The sequence below is a fragment of the uncultured Roseovarius sp. genome (assembly GCF_963972555.1).
In the GTDB taxonomy this organism is placed as follows: domain Bacteria; phylum Pseudomonadota; class Alphaproteobacteria; order Rhodobacterales; family Rhodobacteraceae; genus Roseovarius; species Roseovarius mucosus.
Genome location: NZ_CAXAUM010000010.1, coordinates 17,884 through 36,918, shown reverse-complemented (window position 1 = coordinate 36,918; position 19,035 = coordinate 17,884). Strand labels below are relative to the sequence as shown.

Here is a 19,035-nt window from a genome sequence, read left to right as displayed (position 1 = left end):
GGAAGTTCTTCACTCAATTATGCGGTTCATTTCGTCAAACAAGTAAGGCGCGATAGATACGGTCCTTTGCTTTTTGGCTGCGGCTTTGAAGTGATCAATGTCAGAGCACATTTCCATCAGTCCCTGAACCCGCCCTAGTTGATGGATAAGCATATTGCGCCCTTCCTCATTGAGCCATTGGTGAAAGCGTGCGCGGCGTTTTCCTTCGTCAGTGATGTTCAGCTTGTCCAATTCTTTCTTAACGTAACCATTTTCTAATGGTTCATAGACATACTTGTTGATGAACTTGCCGTAGTATTGCGGGCGCTTTCCGTGGCTCGTGTCTGTGTCATAGAGACGATCCAATTCCGCAAAGAAAGCGTCGGGAAATGTCTTAAGCCATTTTTGCAAACCTTCTGCAATGTATTTGGAAAGCAAAAGCCGCAATGCGTCGTGCGATCTATCAAGCTGATAGCCAGTAGCCTCATCAACTAGAGCAACAATGCCGACCTTGGCGAAGGCCTCCATAAGTATTTCAGCTTGTATCGCTAGATGCTCTTGAGATTGGTGAAGTTCACCTTTGCGCCGTGCAGAGAGAAAAACGCCGCAAATTTCCGGCAGCAATTCCGCGCGAATACCGTTTGCAGGGGTGGCGCCTTGATTAATACGGTAAACAACGGGGCTTTTCAGCGCCATCTCTAAATCTTTAGAAATAAAGGGCTTATAGTTCTTTGCGGAAAGAAAAGAGGGTAAGTTGGCGCCACCCTCCTTTTCCCTCATGCGCTTCCAGTGAGAGCCACCCCTTTTGCTTCCAAATGCTCTATGAACGGCTCTTTCAGACAGAACGCGCACCCCACCGTCTAAGACCGCGCAATCTAGTTCAATGTCCCCGATTGGAAGTTTGCCGGAGTAGATCGCATCTAAGACAGCGCTATCGCTTTTGGCGCCAATCATCTTGCTGGCGACCTGATCAAATGTCGCGTCTATAGGTTCAATTACATCGTCTTTCTTTTCAGCCATTGATCAGCCCTTTGTATGTCAGACGCTTTGCGTCCATTCGCTCGATTGCCAGTCCGATGAAGTCCGTTGTGCCAAAATGGGAAGTGTTGTGACGGAATGAAAACCCTTTCACGTAGCGGTGCAGGCGCTTGGCGCTCATGTAGTGATAGATGCAGATGTAGCCGCGCTTAAGCAGTGACCAGAAGCTTTCAATGCCGTTGGTGTGCGCCATGTAGCGGACGTATTCGCCAGCACAGTGGTTGATGGTGATGTGGTTGTAGCCACGGGCATTCAGATTGATGTATCCGCCGTGGGTATCGGTCACGATGGTTGCGCCCACTTTGCAGTATTCACGGACGAATTTCTCAAGGGTTGCGGCCCTGGTGTTCTCGAGCACAACGGCGCGGATTTCCCCATGCTCATCACGAACGCCAACAACGGCATTCTTGCCAACCGTGCCGCGACCAGCGCGTATCTTGTCCTTAGCGTGTTTGTTCTTTTCAACACGATCAACATAGGTTTCATCAACGTGCATTTGCCCGTCCATGTGGTCGTCACGGTTCTTGAGCCAAGTTTCGCGGATGCGCTGCGCAAGGAATCTCGCGGTTTTCTGGGTGACTCCAAGTTCCAGCGCCATCTGGGTGCTAGGAATACCCTCACGGGTACTGGTGAGTATGTAGATCGCCAAAAGCCACTTTTGCAGGGGAAGGCGGCTTTCGGCCAGAACTGTGCCTGTGCGGACGCTGAAATGCTTGCGGCAGTCTTTGCAACGGTAAGGCATAGGCTTGTGGTCTTTGCACTCTGCCACATCAACCGAACCGCAGTGACCACAAACCGGCTCATTGCTCCACCGCTCGACTTCAAAGAACTTGCGCGCCGCATCTTCATCCGGGAACTTACGGAAGAACTCAAAGGTGGAGAGGGTTTCAGGCTTGGGGTTCGACATGACACAGGCTCCTCCTGCATCATTCATAACCTAACTAGCCACGCGACGCAAGTTACTTTTGGCTAGTTAAGTATAAAACCCCCTAATTTCAGCCTAAACCGGCCCAAGGAATGGGAGTAGCTCAGTCACTCGGGCCGACCGCAGCGATCGGCAGAATCGAGGCAATGGCAGCCTTTTTGTCTTACCCCTGTTGTAACACCGAAGTTTCCCAGCCATTACTATTTCAACAGTATTGCTGCATTGGTTGAAGAAAGGCTGTGCCTATGCCTCTGATCGACATTGTCGGGAAACTTCTTTCGCAACCCCACCATACCCTGGAAAAATACGTGAGGGACCATATCCTGCTCTCTCCAAAATTTTCAATACATCCGTTGCGTGCGTTGACGGGAGCCTGAATTTCATGAAAGCGCTACGATGAAAATTCCACGAGTTATTACTTGTGTGCGTTTTGATGAGCGTATCCAATGATCTCCGTTCAACAAATGGACTATTTCCATCAAGCACTAGTGGATTACGAACTACGACCGACCAACTGGTGAAAATACCCGATTGCGCTGCAAGATTTGGATTTCCATGGTATGGCGGCGTCACGATGTTTAGCGGCGAACGATGAACAGTTTCGTTCATGTAGATCATTGCGTCAGCATCAAGTGCCCAAACCGAGAGATATTTGTCCGGTTTAGCGGATGCAGCCGCAAAATAAGCTGCAATCAGAGGATCATAACTCCAATCCAAAAGTCTAGTTGGTAAACCATAATGTTGAGCCAAGCCGGCAAGTTCGAGCAGATCATTTGGCAACCATTTTTCTGGATGGAGTCTCACATTGTTAAACATGTCGAAAGTGCTTGCCAATCGCGCTCGAACCCGGTCAGATTTCGGCACATAAAGCCCTCTCCGATCTGCAATTTTATAGAATTCTCGTAATAGATTGTATTCAGCTCTTGATTGCCATAACTCCCACTCTGACTGATCCTCAATTGGCTTACCGAGCCCGCAAATGCGCCATAGCTTATCTTTTTCCGCGCGGCGAATAGATGATGGGACGAGTTCGTACGTATCGTCTGAGTGACCGCGAAAAATGTAACCTTCGAAGTCATGCGACGACGTCAAAGGTGAAAGCGCTGCCAAGAATTCGGAAGCGGAGCCAAAAGTGCACTCGTTGAGAAAATTTGTCAATTTTTCCACCTAACTTATCAAAAAAAAGAAATGCTCACTGGCTGGATCGCGCAGTCGAACTCCGGCTAGCAGTTATCTAAGCGTTTGCTCAAGCTATGCTTTCTTTGGTTACAGGGCAACAACAGCGATCAAGGTTTAGGTATCCAAGCGAACGTCACCTTCGTCAGCATAGCGGTTGTAAATGCGAACTGCGGCGAATGTCGATTTCCGCCCTTGTTACCATCGAGCCGAAGCTAAGACTTGCTGTCGCCGGCCCTCACCACGCATGCGATGACCACACGATCTCACCTAGAATACGAATGCGGTTCATATCTGGACCTCGGCGCGTTTCGGTGGGGTAATCCGGGTTGTCAGAGCTGAGAATGATCATCTCATTATCAACCAGTTCGACACGCTTCACCCTCGAGGAACCGTCGATGTCGACCAACGCATAGACGTGGCGATTACGGATCGTGGTTTTGCGTTGGTCGATCATGACCACGTCGTCGTCACGAAGCATTGGGCACATGCTGTCGCCAGAGACGCGCATCAGACAGGCTTGGGACGGCGAAATATTATGCTCATTCAACCACTTGCGGCAGAAAGCAAGTGCGCCCTCATAGGAGACCTCGCCATTCTCCACCCCTGCCCCGGCAGCAAGGCGGGCATCCAGGCGTAGGATCACGTCGAAATCATCGTGGCCGACTTGGGGTGTGTAGACTGGGGCAGCCTCACGCGGTGGTCCAATATAAAAGTCTAAGCCTAGCGCCTCACTCAGGGCCTTTAGGCTTGAATATGGAGCGTCACGGCCAGCTTGCACGCTTCGCAAGACGCCAACTGGCACGCCTAATTCACGAGCGTAGGGACGCAACCCTTTCTCTTCAATTCCAGCCCTAATCATTGAGAAAAGGGGCTGTTCTTCAATATGCGCTCCGAATCGTGTCATGTGTGACACATAGCACGTAACTTTGCTTGACGCACTGTGTTTGTTGTGACACTAATATACGTGTTATGATGAACACACCCGACACAATATGCACCCTAATTGAGGTGCTGGCAGCTCACACAAATCGAGCATTCTCGACTGTGTCCCGCCTTAGCACCGGAAGCGGAGACACTTACCGGAGGCTCAAGTTGCGTGAGGCAAACGGGTCGCGTCGGCATCGTATATCCACCGACAGAGTTGAAGCTTCCGTCGCGTGGTTCGACCGCAACTGGCCCAAAGACCTTGAGTGGCCCAACCACATTTCGCGCCCCTCTTCCAAGCGGGGCCATGCAGCATGAACCCACGCACCGAGCCAGAACGCAACCTTCCTCCCGGAAGCGGTTTTGCCATAGCCTTCCTTTTAGCCCTCGTTTTTTGGGCCGTGGTCGCCACAGGTCTTTCCGTCGCAGTGCTGCGACAAGGTGCCGCCCCTGAAACACCCCCTTCAACACAGGATTTAATGTGATGCGGCTTTCCGATCTGATCCCCAATGCGGGCCGGTTGCAGGCTGAGATCGCGGCCATCCCGCAGGCGCAACGCGTTGCGTTGGCCCTGCAATTGGTCCGCGACATCGACGAGCCGTGTTGCGCGCTGCCGCTGATGCGCCTGAGCCGTTTGGCCGAGGACCATCATCTGTCAATCCGCAAGGAAGCGTTCGTTCGGGAGCGTGCCCGATGATCCGCCGATTTGCCCATGAGTTTCGTCTCCGCGCGCGTGCTGGCCTGTGCGCTGCGCGGTCCTTGCGCCCCGGCTGTGCCCAGTCTGCTTGCTCCGGTCGGGGCGTCTTTTCTGTCATCGGGGATGTGGTGGGGGCTTTGGCGTTGTTCGCCATGCTCTTCGTTCTCGCAAGTTTTTGCGCATGAGGCCCCGGAATGATTGAGCATCTTTCGACCGTCACCGAACTTCCTGTCGATGCGATCATCATCGAGGACCGGCTGCGCGACGTGAACACCGCCACGCTAGACGGGCTCAAGCAGTCAATCGAGCAGAGCGGCCTGTTGCAGAACATAACCGTGCGGCGCAAGCGCGACGGCGACTACCTCCTCGACGGAATGCACCGCCTGACCGCGCTGCGAGAGATTGGTCGAAAGTCCATCCCAGTGCGGCTCGTCCGCTGCAACGACGCCGAGGCTCGGCTGATCGAGATCGACGCCAATCTTGCAGGTGCACCGCTGATCCCGGTTGATCTGGCAATGTTTCTGGCAGAGCGCAAGCGCGCCTACGAAACGCTGCACCCGGAAGCCAAGGCGGCGACCGGCGCGGACCTCGTGTCAAAGCGGTGGGATACGGCGGACATGATGTCCGTCGTATCATTTGTGGCCAGCGTTCAAGAGCATCTGAATATGTCGGAGCGGCATATCCGACGCTTTGTAAATGCCGGGATGGTTTTAAAACGGTCCGAAGTAGAGGCACTACGCCAAGCTCCACGTCAAGTTGGAGTGGTAGACCTCATGGAAATCGGAAAGCTTGGCGAGGTCGAAGAACGCGAATTCGTGGTCAAAGCGCTCGCATCCGGTGAGGCAAAGAAAGTGTCCGCCGCCCGCAAAGCCTACCGCGCCGCGCGCGGCGAGGCCCCTGCCCCGATCAGCGATAGAGACCAGAAACTGTCGCGCCTCTTGGACGCTTGGGACCGCGCGGGAAAGCGCGAACGCCGGGCATTCCTTGAAGAGCGCGGCGCAGAGGTTGCGGCGCTCCTTGGCGCGCTTGACCAAGGGGATGCGGAATGACTGGCCCAGCCCCCGCGCAGGAATGGTGGAGTGCTGCCGATCTGGCGGAGGCCGGATTGCCCGACCTGCCCGGCACCAAGCGCAAGATCAACCAGTTGGCACAGCGCGAGGGCTGGGTGCGGCACGCGGGCAAGGTGCGGCGGCGCAAAGGGGCCGGTGGCGGCCTTGAATATCACTGGAGCCTCCTGCCCATCCGCGCCCGCATGCATTTGAGCGCGGATTTGGTCAACGCCCCTTCGGCCCGGCCCGGCAAGGATGAGGCTTGGGAGCGCTTTGCAGCGGCGGGCGACAAGGCCCGCACTGAGGCTGAGGCGCGGCTGGAGGCCATTGGTGAGATCGAGTTGTTGGAAGGGGCCGGATTGACCCGCTCTGCGGCCGTGCGCGAGATCGCGCGCAAATTGGGGCGGTCCGAGAAATCTCTCTGGAATTACCTCGCGCAGGTCGAGGGCGTGGCCCCCGCCGACCGGCTGGCCTACTTGATCGACGGGCGCGCGGTGCGGCGTGCCCCCGCCCAGCGGGGCGACATCGACCCGGCCTTTCTGGCACTGGTGCGCAGCGATTGGCTGCGCCTGTCGCAACCCTCACTCACCAGTTGCTATGACCGCGCCGTGCGCGTCTGGACCTCCGAGCGGCGCAACAGCCCCGTGCCACCCCTTCATCAGGTGCGACGCTGGATCAAGGCCAACGTCTCGGTCCCGACTGAAATCTACCTACGCAAGGGCGCGGAGGCTCTGCGTCGCTTTTATCCCGCCCAAGTCCGCAGCAAGGCTTTCATGGTGCCGCTGGAATGCGTTGTGGGCGATTTCCACCAGTTTGATAACTTTGTTCACTGGCCGGGCTATGACAAACCCGTGCGGCCACAGATGATGGCTTGGTCAGATGTCTATTCCGGCAAGCTCTTGGCGTGGCGTCTATCGCCGACGGCAAACAGCCACACCGTGCAACTGGTCACGGGCGACTTGATCCGCAAATGGGGCATTCCGCAATCCGTCTTGATGGACAACGGCAAGGAGTTCGCCAACAAGGCAATGACCGGCGGGGACGACAAGCGGAACACGTTCAAGGTCACAGATGAAGATATTCCCGGGCTCTTGCCGCTCTTGGGTGTACGCATCCATTGGGCGACGCCCTATTCGGGGCAATCCAAACCTATCGAGCGCGCCTTTCGCGACCTCTGCGACCGGGTGGCCAAACACCCCGCCTTTGACGGGGCCTATACCGGCAACAAGCCAACCGCAAAGCCTGAAGATTACGGCTCCCGCGCCATCCCACTCGAAGAGTTCCGCCTCGTGTTGGAGGAGGAGCTTGCGCATCACAACGCCCGCCCCGGGCGACGCAGCGAAGTGGCCATGGGGCGGTCGTTCAACGAGGTGTTCAACGAGGGTTATGCCAAGGCGACAATCAAACGCGCGACAGATGAACAATACCGCCTCTGGCTCCTGCGGGCAGAGGGCGGGCGGGCCAAGCGCGGCAATGGCGCACTGAAGCTCTATGACACCGAGTACTGGTCCGAGTGGATGTATCGGATCGCAGGGGAAAAGGTGGTTATCCGGTTCGACGCGGACAACTTGACGGCCGGGCTCGAGGTTTATGATCTGGCCGGTCACTATCTTGGGCATGCGGAGTGCCGCGAGGCGGCGCGGTTCTTCGATGTCGATGCCGCGAGGGACCACAACCGCAAGCGCAAAGCTTGGATCCGTGCGCAGCGTGATGAGGCCAAGGCGGCACGCGAATTCTCAGCAGCAGAGGTGGCCGCCCGAGTGCGCGCGGCCTCGGGGCTGGCGGCAGACGACCCCCTGCCCGAGGCGCAGGTGCATCAGCTGGTGACGCCGCATAAGGCCGCCCCCAAACGGCGGCGCGCGCAAAGCGTCGAGGAGATAGAGCGCGAAGCCGCACTTGAGGCCCGTGTGACGCGCCTCGCCGAGCATCGTGCCCGCCCCGTCGAGGTCGATGAAGACGATCCAAAGGCCCTGTTTCTGCGTGCCCGCGCCCTCGAGACCGCACAGGCGGAGGGCGAGATGCTGACGCAGGCACAAGCCGATTGGCTGGCCGACTACCAACAAAGTTCCGACTACCGCGCCCAGCTGCGCATGGAGCGCCGCTTTGGTGCCCAAGAGTAACAAGAAAAGGAGAGCAGCATGACCCTTTCCATTGCGCCCCTGCGAAACGTCGCAGCGCTGATCGGCCTCGTCGAGCGCGTCCAGTCCCGCGCCTTTGGCCTGCCCGGCATGGCCACGTTCTACGGTCCCTCCGGCTGGGGCAAGACGACGGCCGTGACGGTCGCGGCCAATGAATATCAGGCCCATGTCGTCCAGGTCAAAGATTGCTGGACGCCGACCTATCTGGCGCAGGCGATCCTGCGTGAAATCGGCCTGCCGCCCCAACGCGGCGTGGCTGCCATGGTCGATGCCATCGGCGCACAGCTTGCGCGCAACGACCGCCCGCTCATCATCGACGACGCGCAATACCTCCTGCGCAAGCGGATGATCGAGCTGGCCCGCGACATTTACGAGAGCTGTCAGGCCCCAGTCATTCTTGTGGGCGAAGAAAAGCTGCCGCAGGATCTGACCCGCTGGGAGAACATCCACAACCGCCAACTCGCATGGGAACCCGCCCTCGCCTGCAACCTGCCGGACGCAGAGAAGCTCGCGCCGATCTACGCGGCAGGCATCGACGTCGGCGCTGACCTGCTAGCTGCCATCGTCGACGCCTCGGGCGGCTCGATCCGCCGGGTGGCGATCAATCTGGCACGCGCCAAGGAGCTGGCCATGGGCCGGGGGCGGCGTTTGGCCGACCTCGAGCTTTGGGGCAACCGGGCCTTCGAGACCGGGCAACCTCCAGCGGTGCGCCGGGTCGACGACTTCCGCCCCGTCGCCCCGCGCGTGCCCGAAAAGATCGTGCCGCTCGCGGCTGAGAAAAAGGCAGGCCGGGCATGAGTGACCTCTTTGATCGCCTTTGGACGCAGGTCCGCGAACTCGAGGAGTTTGACTGGCAGGCCGTGTCCCTGCTCGGCTGCAGCCGCGAGACCGCCGTGCGTTACCTGCGCCATTGGCGGGACGCGGGCAAGATCCGCGTGAGCCGCGTCACCCGCAATGGCAAACGCTGGTATGCCCCCACAGACCGCCCCCTGCCCGGCCCGCAGCCGGTTTCTGGCGAGGCCACGCCTGAGGGCAATATGTGGCGCGCCATGCGCACGCTGCGCCACTTCAACCCAACAGACGTTGCCGCGCATGCCAATGCAGGAGGCGTCGAAGTGACCGTCGAGAAAGCACGCGCCTATTGCCGCCAGCTTTTGGCCTCCGAACATCTGCGCGTCGTCGAAATGGCCATCCCCGGTCGCCGCGAGGCGGTCTATCGCCTGATCGAGGATACAGGCCCGCGCGCGCCCAAGCCGGTGCGTCTGGCGGGCATCCTCGACCCCAACACGGGCGGTTTCAGCCCGGCGAAAGGCGGCGCAGCATGAGTGCGCGTGACACCGCCCGGGAATTCTGGGGCGACGCCTTGCCCGATTGGGTGGCCGCTTTGGCGCGCGCCTGCGACGAGACCAGCCAGAACAAGGTCGCGGTCAAGATGGAACGCAGCGCGACGCTCGTGTCGAACATCCTACGCAACCGCTACCCCGCCGACACCAGCATCGTCGAGGACCTCGTGCGCGGGCATTTCATGCGCGAGGTGGTCGACTGCCCCGCCTTGGGCGAGATCGGCAAACAGGTCTGCCGCCGCTGGCGTGGGAAGGCCGCGCAGTTCGAGAATGTGAACTCGCTCAGCGTCTCCATGTACCGCGCCTGCAATCGGTGTCCGATCCACAAGGGGGCCGACGATGACGCGGCATGACGACGGCCTTGATGCGCCTGTGACGGAGCTTGCGGCGCAGGCGGTGCCCGCCTCAGAGATCGCGCGCCGCCTCGGGGTCACGACGCAGCGAGTCCACTCGGTGCTGCACTACCTGCGCCGTCACGGGGCCGCTTTTCCACCGGTTCGACCAGGCAAACCCTGCGGGCCTCAAGGCGCACAGCTGACCCGGCTCAACGCCGAGACCCGCGCCGCGCTCGCGCCGCATGCCATCGCGCGCGGGATGGAAACCAAGGCGCTCGCCGTCCGCATCCTCGACGTCGTGATCCGCGACAATCTGGTCGACGCCATTCTCGACGACAAGGAGACCAACCCATGAACGCCCCCGAAATCGCCCGCTGGAGCCCCGACGAGATGCTGCGCCTCGCCGCCTCGGGCGTGACCAAGGTCGACCTGCTTGGCCCGCGCGGCAGCACGCTTTGCTCGATGGACGAAATCGCCGCCATGGCCGCCGTCTGCGCGCTGCATGGCGTGGGTCCGCGTCTGCTTTCAACACCCCCTTCAACAGGAGAGTAAAATGTCTGAATTCACCCCCCTTTCCATCCCGGACGGACGCCGCGAGATCGACGGCAACATCTATATGGGCGACGGCCGAGGCGGCTGGCAGCCGCTCGAGACCATCAAGCCGCAGCACATGCTCGAGGATGAGACCGTGCGCAAAATTGTCAGCTACGGCCTGCCGCTTTCCGAACAGGTCAAGCGTTTCAAGGCACATACCTTCGACGATATCGGTGCATTCGAGGCGATCCTTGCGCAGGAATATGATGCCAGGATCGGCGGCAAGAAAGGCAACAAGACGCTGATGAGCGTCGACCAGCTCTACAAGGTCGAAGTGCGCGTGTCGGACCGGATTGACTTCGGTCCCGAGTTGCAGACGGCAAAGCAGCTCTTTGACGAATGCCTGAATGAGTGGTCAGCCGAGGCGCGCGCCGAGCTGCGCGGCCTCGTGACCGACGCCTTCAACACCGACAAGCAGGGGCAGATCAACCGTGCGCTGATCTTCATGCTCCTGCGCCGCGACAGCACAGATCCGCGCTGGAAACGCGGGCAGGATGCGATCCGTGATGCAATGCGCACGGTCGGCTCCAAGACCTATGTGCGGTGCTGGCACCGGGCAACGCATGACGCCCCATGGGAGCCGATCACCATCGATCTGGCGAAAGTCTGAGCCGATGAACCGCGCCCTGCAACAGCTGATCTTCGCGGCCTGCCGCCAGTTGGGCCTCGACGAGGACGCGCGCCGGGATTTGCAGGTCAGCGTCACGGGCAAGGCATCTTTGCGCGACATGAACGACGGCGAGCTAAAGCTCGTCGTCAACCGGCTGAAGCAGGCCGGGTTCGAGGACAAACCCCGCAACCCGCGCCACAAGCCCGCACCCCGTGCCGACCTGCGCATGATCCATGTGCTTTGGCGCAAGCTCGGGCAATCCGGCGCACTGCGCGATCCCTCCCGCGCCGGGCTCAACAAGTTCATCCGCGCCCGGTTCGGCACAGTCTGGGGATCGGTCCCGGCTGACGTCGACATGCTGCGCGAGTGGCAACAGATCGACGCCGTCATTCAGGCCCTCAAAACATGGGGCCATCGGCAGAGCATCGACTTCGACTGGGAGGATCACCGCCGGTGAAAAAGCCCGATGGAGAATGATCCTCTCTGGGTCGATGAGATGCGCGCCGATCTGGGCGACGCCCCGGTCGAGCGTTTCTTGCTCCGTGCAGGTGGCATGCGCCTTTATGTGCCCGGCACGCCAAAGACCAAAAGCCAACTGACGGCGCTTGGAGGGCCGGATATTGCCAGATGGATTTCCGACCGCTACGCTGGTGACTACGTTGACGTGCCCTCCATCCGGGCGCAGACCCGAGACGGTCTGAGACACGCGCTGCGCGAGGCCCCGGATACGCCGGTCAATGAACTGGCCAACCGCTTTGGCGTGACCGCCCGCCGTGTTTTGCAGGTCAAGGCAGCGCTGGCAGAGGAGGAAGAACCACCCCTCCTCAAGGTCATGCGAAGGGCTTCATCTGAATAAGCTGTGCGTCCCCCTTTATCCTGATGGGAAAGGGGGCATCCATGCAAACAGTCCGAACCATTGCCGAAGAGATTGTCGCCCGCGAAGGCGGCTTCGTGAATGACCCGGCCGATCCCGGCGGGGCCACCAACTTTGGCGTCACGATCCACACCATGCGCAGCCTCGGTCTTGATCTCGACCGCGACGGTGACGTGGACGTGGCCGATGTACGCCTCATGACCCGTGCCCGCGCCGTCGACATCTTCATCGAGCATTACTTCGTGCGGCCACGCATCGCGGAACTGCCCGAGGCGCTGCAGGCGAGCGTCTTCGACATGCAGGTCAACGCAGGCTCCAATGCCGTGAAAATCCTGCAGCGCCTCGTCACAGACATGGGGTTTCCCGCGACGGTCGACGGAGTGATCGGCCCGGCCACTTTGCGCGCGGTGCACGCCGCCCATGACGCGGCCCCGGCCCATATCGCCGACGCCTATGCCATCGCCCGGCGCAACTACTACCTCCGCCTCGCCGATGCCCGGCCCGCAAGCCGCAAGTTCGCACGCTCGCGCGCGGGCGTCAAAGGCGGCTGGATACGGCGCGCCGAGGAATTCATGTCAGCGCGCTACCGCATGACGGACGCAGATTTCAAAGAGAGGGTGGCATCATGGGGCTGATCAAGTTTCTGGGGGCGCTCTTTGGCGGAGGCCGCAATGTGATCGCCGAGACGGCCGAGGTCTTTCGGCCCAATGCCGAAAAGGCGGATATGCGCGAGGCCGCGTTTCAGCAAGCGGCCCTTTCCCAAATGGCGGCGGAGTTCACCGGCGCGCAGGGCCTCTGGGGGCAGTTCGTGGACGGCCTCAACCGCCTGCCGCGCCCGGCCATGGCCTTTGGCTGCCTTTTCCTCTTCTGGTCGGCCATGTCCGACCCGATCTGGTTTGCGGAGCGGATGACCGGCCTCGCCCTCGTGCCCGAACCGCTCTGGGCGCTGATGGGGGCCATTGTTGCCTTCTATTTCGGCGCGCGCGAGCTGCATAAGTTCCGGGGAACCGCGATGCAAAAGGAGGCCGCGCGGATCATCGCACAGGCCCCGCAAGTCGCGCGCAGCGTCACCCAGTTGAGGGCGCTGCGTCCCGACAGTCCGGGTGCTGCCGATACAGGGCCGGATGCCGAGATCACCTTGGCCGCCGTGGACGTGACCGACAACCCGGCGCTCGACGACTGGAAGCGCACGGCATGATGGATTGGGACCTCTTCTGGAAAGGGCTGGGCGTCATCTTCCCGATGCTGGTGGCGCTTTACACATTCATCGCCACGCGCCGCAAAGACCTCGACCAGACCCTCGCGGAAGGCCACGAGCGGATGGACCGGCACGAGGCCCGGATTTCCCGGCTCGAACAGGCGGTGCAGAACATGCCGGGCAAGGATGACATGCACGCGCTTCAGCTCGAGCTGGTCCGACAGACCGGGTCGATGGAGAAGATGGCCGCCGTCATGGAGGGCAATGCGATGATCACCGCGCGGCTGGAGGCCATCGTGTCCCGCCACGAACAACACCTGCTCGATGGAGGCAAGAAGTGAGCGATTATCATGCAACCCTGCGCAAACACCGCCGCCTCGCGATCCTGCGGCATCTCGAACAGGTCTCGGGCTATACCGCCAATGCGTCGATCCTGCGCGACGTCCTCAATGGCGTGGGCGTCGGCTCCACCTTTGACCAGGTGACCACCGAACTGGCATGGCTGCAGGAGGTGGGCATGGTCACCGTCGCCGATCACGGCGACTTCGTCATTGCCGAGGCCACCCGGCGCGGCATCGAGGTCGCGCGCGGCGAGGCCGTGCATCCGGAGATCCAGCGTCCAAGCGCGCGGAGGCTCTGACATGCCCCCACCCCGCAAGGTCGAGCTGTTGCCGCCCGAGCTGCGCCAGTGGCTGCATGACTGGTGGAAAGCCAAGGGTTTTCACGGCTACGAGGAGCTGGCCGAAGAATTGAACTTCCGCCTTGCGGAAGACGGGCTCGAGTTGCGCATCGGCAAGAGCGCATTGCATGCCTACGGTCAGGAATACGAGCAGTTCGTCAAGCTCCAGGACGAGGCCGGCGCTTGGGCGCAACAATGGCTGGCCGACAATGACCTCTCGGAGGAGGCCGACCGGCACCGCGTTCTTTTCCAGATGATGACGAGCGTGGCCTTCAAGGTTCTAAAATCGCAGATGAGCAAAGAGGGCGAGGATATCGACCCGCGCGAGCTGCATTTCTTGGGCAAGATGATGAAGGACATCATGTCGAGCGCGGGCATTCGCGAGCAGCTGATGGTCAAGGAACGCGCCCGCATCGCGGCCGAAGAACGCGCCAATGCCGTCGAGGCACTGGACAGCGCCCGCGATGAGTTGGGGCTGTCTAGCGACGTCATCGGCAAACTGCGCCGCGAGTTTCTGGGGGTGCGCGCGTGACCGCCCCCGTCCTCACCCGCGACCCCGACGCCCTGCCCGAAGAACTGCCACGCGGCTCGGAGATCCCCGAGAGCCTCGACCCGCTCGCCGACGGCATCCTGATGGCGCATCAACGCTCTTGGCTGGCTGACGAAAGCGACCTCAAGGTCTGCGAGAAGGGCCGCCGCACCGGCATCACCTTTGCGGAGATGCTGGGATGCGCGCTCATTGCCGCCGCCGCGCGCGGTGCGGGCGGGCAGAACTGCTTTTACATCGGCGACACCAAGGACAAAGGCCGCGAGGCCATCGGCTATGTGGCGCATTTCGCGCGGGTGATTGCGGGGGCGGCCCACCCTATCGAGGAGTTCCTCTTCGAGGATCAGCAGCCCGACGGCACCACCAAATTCATCTCGGCCTACCGCGTGCGCTTCGCCTCCGGCTTCCGGGTCGAGGCGCTGAGCTCCAACCCCGCCAATATTCGGGGCCTTCAGGGCACCGTGGTGATCGACGAGGCCGCGTTCCACAAGGACGTGCGCGAGGTGATCGACGCCGTGAATGCGATGCTGATCTGGGGCGGCAAGGTCCGGATCATCTCGACCCACAACGGCTATCTCAACGCCTTCAACGAGCTGATCCGCGAAGCCCGCGCAGGCAAGAACGGCTTTGCGGTGCATCGCTACACATTCAGCGACGCGGTCGCCAACGGGCTTTATGCCCGCGTCTGCATGATGCAGGGCAAGACCTGGACGCCGGAGGCAGAGGCCGCGTGGGAGGCCACCGTGCGCCGCGCTTACGGCGCGCGCGAGGCCGCCATGCGCCAGGAGCTTGATGCCGAACCCGCCGAGATGGAAGGCGCAGCCCTCACCCGCGTGCAGATCGAGGCCTGCATGGCCAAGGGTATCCCGTTCCACCGCTGGACGCAGCCCGACAGCTTCAAGAATGCCGACGAACCTGTCCGCAAGGCCGCCGCTGAAGCCTGGTGTAAAACCCACCTTGAACCGGTCCTAAAAACCCTCGATCCAACACGCCCGCATTTCATGGGCGAGGACTTTGCGCGCTCGGGCGATGCCACCGACATCATCATTCTCGAGCAGGGCGTCGATCTCACGCGGCGCACCAAGCTCATTGTCGAGCTGCGCAACATCCCCTTTGACCAGCAGCGCGACGTGCTCTTCTGGCTGCTCGATCGGCTGCCCAAGTTCTACAAGGGCGCGATGGACCGCACCGGGAACGGGGCCTATCTCGCCGAGGTCGCGGCCCAACGCTACGGCGCGCGGATCGTCGAAGTCTCATTCACGCGGCAATGGTACGAGCTCGAGATGCCCCCCTATATCGAGGCCTTCTCGGATCGCACCATTGTTCTGCCCGCGCATGAGGACGTGCTGCGCGACCACCAGGCGCTGCAATACACAAACGGCATCATCCGTGTGCCCGAGAATTTCCGCTTCAAGGGCTCAGACGGGCTCGACCGGCACGGCGACAGCGCCATTGCAGGCGCGCTCGCCTGGTATGCGGGCAATCAGGACATGGTGCCGATGGAGTTTCAATCGACCGGGCCGCGCACCGCTTTGACGGCCCAGGACTTCACCAGCCCCTTGGGCGGGCGGCGCATGGGCTTTGCCCGGGGCCGGGGCGGCTTGGATTTCGGAGGGTTCTGAGATGGCGAGAAAGACCAGCACCATGCGGCTGCGCTCGGTACGGCTGCGCAACCCGATGGAGCTCGCGGGCATTCAGGGCGGGCGTGACATCACCCGGCCGTGGATTGGCCCGCTCCTCGAGCCGACGGACCCGATCCTGCGCACCCGGGGCGGCGGCAGTTTCGACATCTACAAGCCCATCCTGACAGACCCGCAGGTCAAATCGGTGATGACGCAGCGCATCTCGGCCGTCACCAGCCGGGAATGGGAGGTGGTACCGGGCGAGGATACGGCGGCGGGCAAACGCGCGGCCGACTGGCTGCGCGACGAACTTGCGGCCCTGAAGTTCGACCGCCTGACCGAGAAAATGCTCTGGGGGCTCTTTTATGGCTATTCCGTCGCCGAACAGATGTATCGCCGCGATGGACGGCTCTGGGGCTGGGAGGAAATCCGCGTGCGCGACCGGGTGCGGTTTCGCTTTGACGAGAATTGCGGCCTGCGCCTTTTGACCCTGTCCAACATGCTGACCGGCGAGGAAATGCCCCCCGAGAAGTTCTGGGTGTTCTCGACCGGCGCGGACCACGACGACGAGCCTTATGGTCTGGGCCTCGCGCATTGGCTTTATTGGCCGGTCTGGTTCAAGCGCAACGGGTTGAAGCTCTGGCTCATTGCGCTCGACAAGTTCGGCATGCCGACCGCGCGCGGCAAATACCCCGCGCAGGCCACGAAGGAGGAGCAACAGACGCTGCTCGAGGCCGTGATGGCGATCCGGTCGGAGGCCGGGATCATCATTCCCGACGGCATGGATATCGAGCTTTTGTCTGCACCCGCAGGTGCCAGCTCTCTTGATTACCAGAAGCTGCACGACACGATGGATGCCGCCATCTCGAAAATCGTGCTGTCGCAAACCATGACCACCGACAACGGCTCCAGCCGGTCGCAGGCCGAGGTGCATGACGACGTGGGCGACGCGGTCAAGAAATCCGACGCCGATCTCGTCTGCCAGTCCTTCAACGAGGGGCCTGTCGCACGATTGTGTGAATTCAACTTTCCCGGTGTTGCGCCGCCACGGGTTTGGCGCAAAATGGAAGACCCGGAGGATACAACCGCCGCCGTCGACCGCGATGAAAAGCTGCATCGCATCGGCTGGCAGATGACGGAGGATCGCGTCAAGGAAATCTATGGCGACGGCTATGAGCGCACAGCACCCCCCGACCCTACCCCACCGGGAGAAGACGCGCCCGAGGCTGGTTTCGCCGAGCATCGCCATGAGAGCGCGCTCGACAGGCTTGCGGCCGAGATCATCGCAGAGGGTCATGCCGAGACGGCCGTCGAGCCGCTATTCGCAGATATCGCGGCCCTTCTGGGCGGCATCGCACCGGGCACCACGCTTGAGGCGCTGCGCGCCCGTCTCGACGCCTTGGCGGCCGCACCGAGCGACGGACAAGCGATGACTGATCTGCTGACCGAGGCCAGTTTCGCCGCGCGTCTGGCGGGTGAGCTGGGGGCCGTGGTGGATGACAGCGAGGCTGCCGACGGGTCGGACACCCTGCCTGGCTCCGTGGCCCCATGATTGACCTGCAGCGCCTGCGCCCCGAGGATGCGCTGTCCTTCTTTCGCTCCAAGGGCCTCGCCCCGCCCGATGCGCGCTTCGATTTCCGCGACGTCTGGCGCAATGAGCACGCCAGCAATTTCGTTGTCGCCAAGGCCATGCGGACTGACGTGCTCGAGACGATCCGTGGGGCGCTCGACCGTGCGCTGGCCAATGGCGGAACGCTCAGCAGCTTCATGGATGACCTCGAGCCCGAGTTGAAACGGCTCGGCTGGTGGGGCAGCGCCACGGAGCGCGATCCCCTGACCGGCGAGTTGAAGAACGTCCAGCTTGGCTCGCCCCGCCGCCTGCGGGTGATCTTCGACGCCAATATGCGCGCAGCCCACGCTGCGGGCAAATGGGCACGCATTCAGCGCACCAAGAATGCCTTCCCCTTCCTGCGCTACGTCCAGATCCAGCGCGACACCAAGCGCGAGGACCACGCGCGCTATCACGACCTGATCCTGCCCGTCGATCACCCGGCATGGCTTCGTATCTTTCCCCCCAACGGCTGGCGCTGCGGCTGCACGGTCCAGCAACTCTCGCAAGGCATGCTGGAGCGACGCGGCCTCAAGGTGACGGAGGATTTCGAGCTGGAGGAGCGCGGGGTCTTGAACCGTCGCACCGGCGAGATCGAACCCACGGCGCTCGGGGTCGATCCGGCATGGGATGGCAACGCGGGCCATGCATGGCTTGACTTGCGAGCGCGCCATGCAGGGATATCGACCGGGCTTTCCGCCCCGGCGGCGGCGACCGAGCTGGGCTTTGCCATGCGCGCCCGGCTCATGGGCCTGGGCGACGGGCGCGAGCATCTTGGCGCGTTCGACCTGGGGACCGGCGAAGAAATCGACTGGAACGTGGGCAAGCCTAAGCGCGTCAAACTGACCCCCTCCATAATCGGGCGGCTGGAGAGCGGCACGGGTGTCGGCCTCGTGCACAATCACCCCAGTTCCGCCCCGCTCAGCCCGGATGACATGGCGGTCATGTTCCAGCGCCAAGTTCGGTCAATCTTTGCCGTTGGTCACGACGGCTCGCTCTACCGGGCGCAGATGCTGAGGCCCAGCCGTGGCGACATGCGCGAGCTTGCGGAGGTCGCGGCCGAACTCATTGACGAGTTTGCCCCGGGCTTGACCAACACAGAGCGCGACCATGCGGTGCGCCTCGCGGTCCTCGACGTCTTGCAGTCTCAGGGCCTGCTCTTATATCAAGAAAGCCTTGGCGCGCGGTCACGAGCAATCCGCCAAAGCATAGAAGAGACCGCCCGGGCAGTCGCCGCCGCCATTGTCAGGGCCATGAACGGAGACGCGTGATGCGAACGTTGCTGGTTGAGCCCCCCGACGAATGGAGCCGCGAGGCCTATGAGGCCGCGTTGCGTGAAGCCGAAGCATTGCCCGACGATGATCCGGACAAGGAAGAGCTGGTCGCGGTCCGCCGCGAAGACCTTCGGGTCTATTTCGACCGCCCCAAGAGGACGCCCGAAGAGCGCCGCGCACTCCTCCGGTCCTTCATCGACAAATCGGCCTCCTGAGGCAATTTGGGGCTAGTTGACCCCGCAGGCGCAACTGCAATCGACCCCACCAGACGCAATGGCCTCTCAGCGCCTCATTAAATACCCATTTAATACCCCCCTCGGCGATTTTGCGACCCAACCCCCGCCAGAGCCGGAAGCGCACTCAGCGGGCCGTTCTGGGGCCGTTTGCATTCCGGGCTTGCCGCCTGCCCTCAGAGGGCGCT

At 61.5% G+C, this 19,035-nt stretch carries 24 protein-coding genes; 20 read left to right on the top strand and 4 right to left on the bottom strand.

What is annotated here, in order from left to right; all coding sequences use genetic code 11:
- Window positions 1-9: 9 nt before the first annotated feature.
- The 4 genes from AACZ65_RS11290 to AACZ65_RS11275 form a co-directional block, all read right to left on the bottom strand.
- A complete protein-coding gene (locus tag AACZ65_RS11290; protein WP_339670875.1) occupies window positions 10-999 on the bottom strand; it encodes a P63C domain-containing protein in 990 nt (329 codons plus the stop codon).
- The gene (locus AACZ65_RS11285; protein WP_339670872.1) at window positions 992-1,924 is read right to left on the bottom strand and encodes an IS1595 family transposase; all 933 of its coding nucleotides are present in this window, start codon (window positions 1,922-1,924) and stop codon (window positions 992-994) included. Before AACZ65_RS11285 ends, AACZ65_RS11290 begins: the two co-directional genes overlap by 8 nt.
- A gap of 261 nt (window positions 1,925-2,185) precedes the next feature.
- On the bottom strand, window positions 2,186-3,109 hold the full coding sequence (locus AACZ65_RS11280) for an FRG domain-containing protein (protein ID WP_339670871.1): 924 nt from the start codon (window positions 3,107-3,109) through the stop codon (window positions 2,186-2,188).
- Window positions 3,110-3,356: 247 nt separating this feature from the next.
- Complete coding sequence (locus AACZ65_RS11275) at window positions 3,357-4,025, bottom strand: S24 family peptidase (protein WP_339670869.1); 669 nt, start codon at window positions 4,023-4,025, stop codon at window positions 3,357-3,359.
- A gap of 504 nt (window positions 4,026-4,529) precedes the next feature.
- Between AACZ65_RS11275 and AACZ65_RS11270 the strand changes: the two genes are divergently transcribed.
- From AACZ65_RS11270 to AACZ65_RS11175, 20 genes are all read left to right on the top strand, one after another.
- Window positions 4,530-4,742 (top strand): hypothetical protein, encoded by a 213-nt coding sequence (locus AACZ65_RS11270; protein ID WP_339670866.1) that lies wholly within the window; start codon window positions 4,530-4,532, stop codon window positions 4,740-4,742.
- A gap of 194 nt (window positions 4,743-4,936) precedes the next feature.
- The gene (locus AACZ65_RS11265; protein WP_339670865.1) at window positions 4,937-5,791 is read left to right on the top strand and encodes a ParB/RepB/Spo0J family partition protein; all 855 of its coding nucleotides are present in this window, start codon (window positions 4,937-4,939) and stop codon (window positions 5,789-5,791) included.
- On the top strand, window positions 5,788-7,911 hold the full coding sequence (locus AACZ65_RS11260) for a transposase domain-containing protein (protein ID WP_339670863.1): 2,124 nt from the start codon (window positions 5,788-5,790) through the stop codon (window positions 7,909-7,911). The genes AACZ65_RS11265 and AACZ65_RS11260 overlap by 4 nt, the downstream gene beginning before the upstream one ends.
- Before the next feature lie 18 nt (window positions 7,912-7,929).
- The gene (locus tag AACZ65_RS11255) at window positions 7,930-8,727 is read left to right on the top strand and encodes an ATP-binding protein (RefSeq protein WP_339670860.1); all 798 of its coding nucleotides are present in this window, start codon (window positions 7,930-7,932) and stop codon (window positions 8,725-8,727) included.
- Window positions 8,724-9,254 (top strand): crosslink repair DNA glycosylase YcaQ family protein, encoded by a 531-nt coding sequence (locus tag AACZ65_RS11250; RefSeq protein ID WP_339670858.1) that lies wholly within the window; start codon window positions 8,724-8,726, stop codon window positions 9,252-9,254. Before AACZ65_RS11255 ends, AACZ65_RS11250 begins: the two co-directional genes overlap by 4 nt.
- Window positions 9,251-9,625: a hypothetical protein gene (locus tag AACZ65_RS11245; protein WP_081508197.1), complete on the top strand. Its 375-nt coding sequence runs from the start codon at window positions 9,251-9,253 to the stop codon at window positions 9,623-9,625. The genes AACZ65_RS11250 and AACZ65_RS11245 overlap by 4 nt, the downstream gene beginning before the upstream one ends.
- On the top strand, window positions 9,612-9,962 hold the full coding sequence (locus AACZ65_RS11240; RefSeq protein WP_339670854.1) for a hypothetical protein: 351 nt from the start codon (window positions 9,612-9,614) through the stop codon (window positions 9,960-9,962). The genes AACZ65_RS11245 and AACZ65_RS11240 overlap by 14 nt, the downstream gene beginning before the upstream one ends.
- The gene (locus AACZ65_RS11235) at window positions 9,959-10,159 is read left to right on the top strand and encodes a hypothetical protein (RefSeq protein ID WP_339670852.1); all 201 of its coding nucleotides are present in this window, start codon (window positions 9,959-9,961) and stop codon (window positions 10,157-10,159) included. The genes AACZ65_RS11240 and AACZ65_RS11235 overlap by 4 nt, the downstream gene beginning before the upstream one ends.
- A 1-nt stretch (window position 10,160) precedes the next feature.
- Entirely contained in the window at window positions 10,161-10,811 is a 651-nt protein-coding gene (locus AACZ65_RS11230) for a DUF3164 family protein (RefSeq protein ID WP_339670850.1), read from the top strand.
- Between the two features lie 4 nt (window positions 10,812-10,815).
- A complete protein-coding gene (locus tag AACZ65_RS11225; protein WP_339670848.1) occupies window positions 10,816-11,268 on the top strand; it encodes a regulatory protein GemA in 453 nt (150 codons plus the stop codon).
- A 9-nt stretch (window positions 11,269-11,277) separates the two neighbouring features.
- On the top strand, window positions 11,278-11,667 hold the full coding sequence (locus tag AACZ65_RS11220) for a hypothetical protein (protein ID WP_339670846.1): 390 nt from the start codon (window positions 11,278-11,280) through the stop codon (window positions 11,665-11,667).
- A 41-nt stretch (window positions 11,668-11,708) separates the two neighbouring features.
- Window positions 11,709-12,320, top strand: coding sequence for a holin-associated N-acetylmuramidase (locus AACZ65_RS11215; protein ID WP_339670845.1), 612 nt, complete (start codon window positions 11,709-11,711; stop codon window positions 12,318-12,320).
- A complete protein-coding gene (locus tag AACZ65_RS11210) occupies window positions 12,311-12,883 on the top strand; it encodes a holin family protein (protein ID WP_339670843.1) in 573 nt (190 codons plus the stop codon). The genes AACZ65_RS11215 and AACZ65_RS11210 overlap by 10 nt, the downstream gene beginning before the upstream one ends.
- Complete coding sequence (locus AACZ65_RS11205) at window positions 12,880-13,224, top strand: DUF2730 family protein (RefSeq protein WP_339670841.1); 345 nt, start codon at window positions 12,880-12,882, stop codon at window positions 13,222-13,224. Before AACZ65_RS11210 ends, AACZ65_RS11205 begins: the two co-directional genes overlap by 4 nt.
- A complete protein-coding gene (locus AACZ65_RS11200; RefSeq protein ID WP_339670839.1) occupies window positions 13,221-13,523 on the top strand; it encodes a hypothetical protein in 303 nt (100 codons plus the stop codon). Before AACZ65_RS11205 ends, AACZ65_RS11200 begins: the two co-directional genes overlap by 4 nt.
- A gap of 1 nt (window position 13,524) precedes the next feature.
- Complete coding sequence (locus tag AACZ65_RS11195) at window positions 13,525-14,094, top strand: phage protein Gp27 family protein (protein ID WP_339670837.1); 570 nt, start codon at window positions 13,525-13,527, stop codon at window positions 14,092-14,094.
- Complete coding sequence (locus tag AACZ65_RS11190; protein ID WP_339670835.1) at window positions 14,091-15,731, top strand: hypothetical protein; 1,641 nt, start codon at window positions 14,091-14,093, stop codon at window positions 15,729-15,731. Before AACZ65_RS11195 ends, AACZ65_RS11190 begins: the two co-directional genes overlap by 4 nt.
- Window position 15,732: 1 nt before the next feature.
- Entirely contained in the window at window positions 15,733-17,283 is a 1,551-nt protein-coding gene (locus tag AACZ65_RS11185) for a DUF935 family protein (protein WP_339670833.1), read from the top strand.
- Window positions 17,280-18,611, top strand: a complete 1,332-nt coding sequence (locus tag AACZ65_RS11180; protein WP_339670831.1) for a phage minor head protein — start codon at window positions 17,280-17,282, stop codon at window positions 18,609-18,611. The genes AACZ65_RS11185 and AACZ65_RS11180 overlap by 4 nt, the downstream gene beginning before the upstream one ends.
- On the top strand, window positions 18,611-18,829 hold the full coding sequence (locus AACZ65_RS11175; RefSeq protein ID WP_339670830.1) for a hypothetical protein: 219 nt from the start codon (window positions 18,611-18,613) through the stop codon (window positions 18,827-18,829). The genes AACZ65_RS11180 and AACZ65_RS11175 overlap by 1 nt, the downstream gene beginning before the upstream one ends.
- Window positions 18,830-19,035 lie beyond the last annotated feature (206 nt).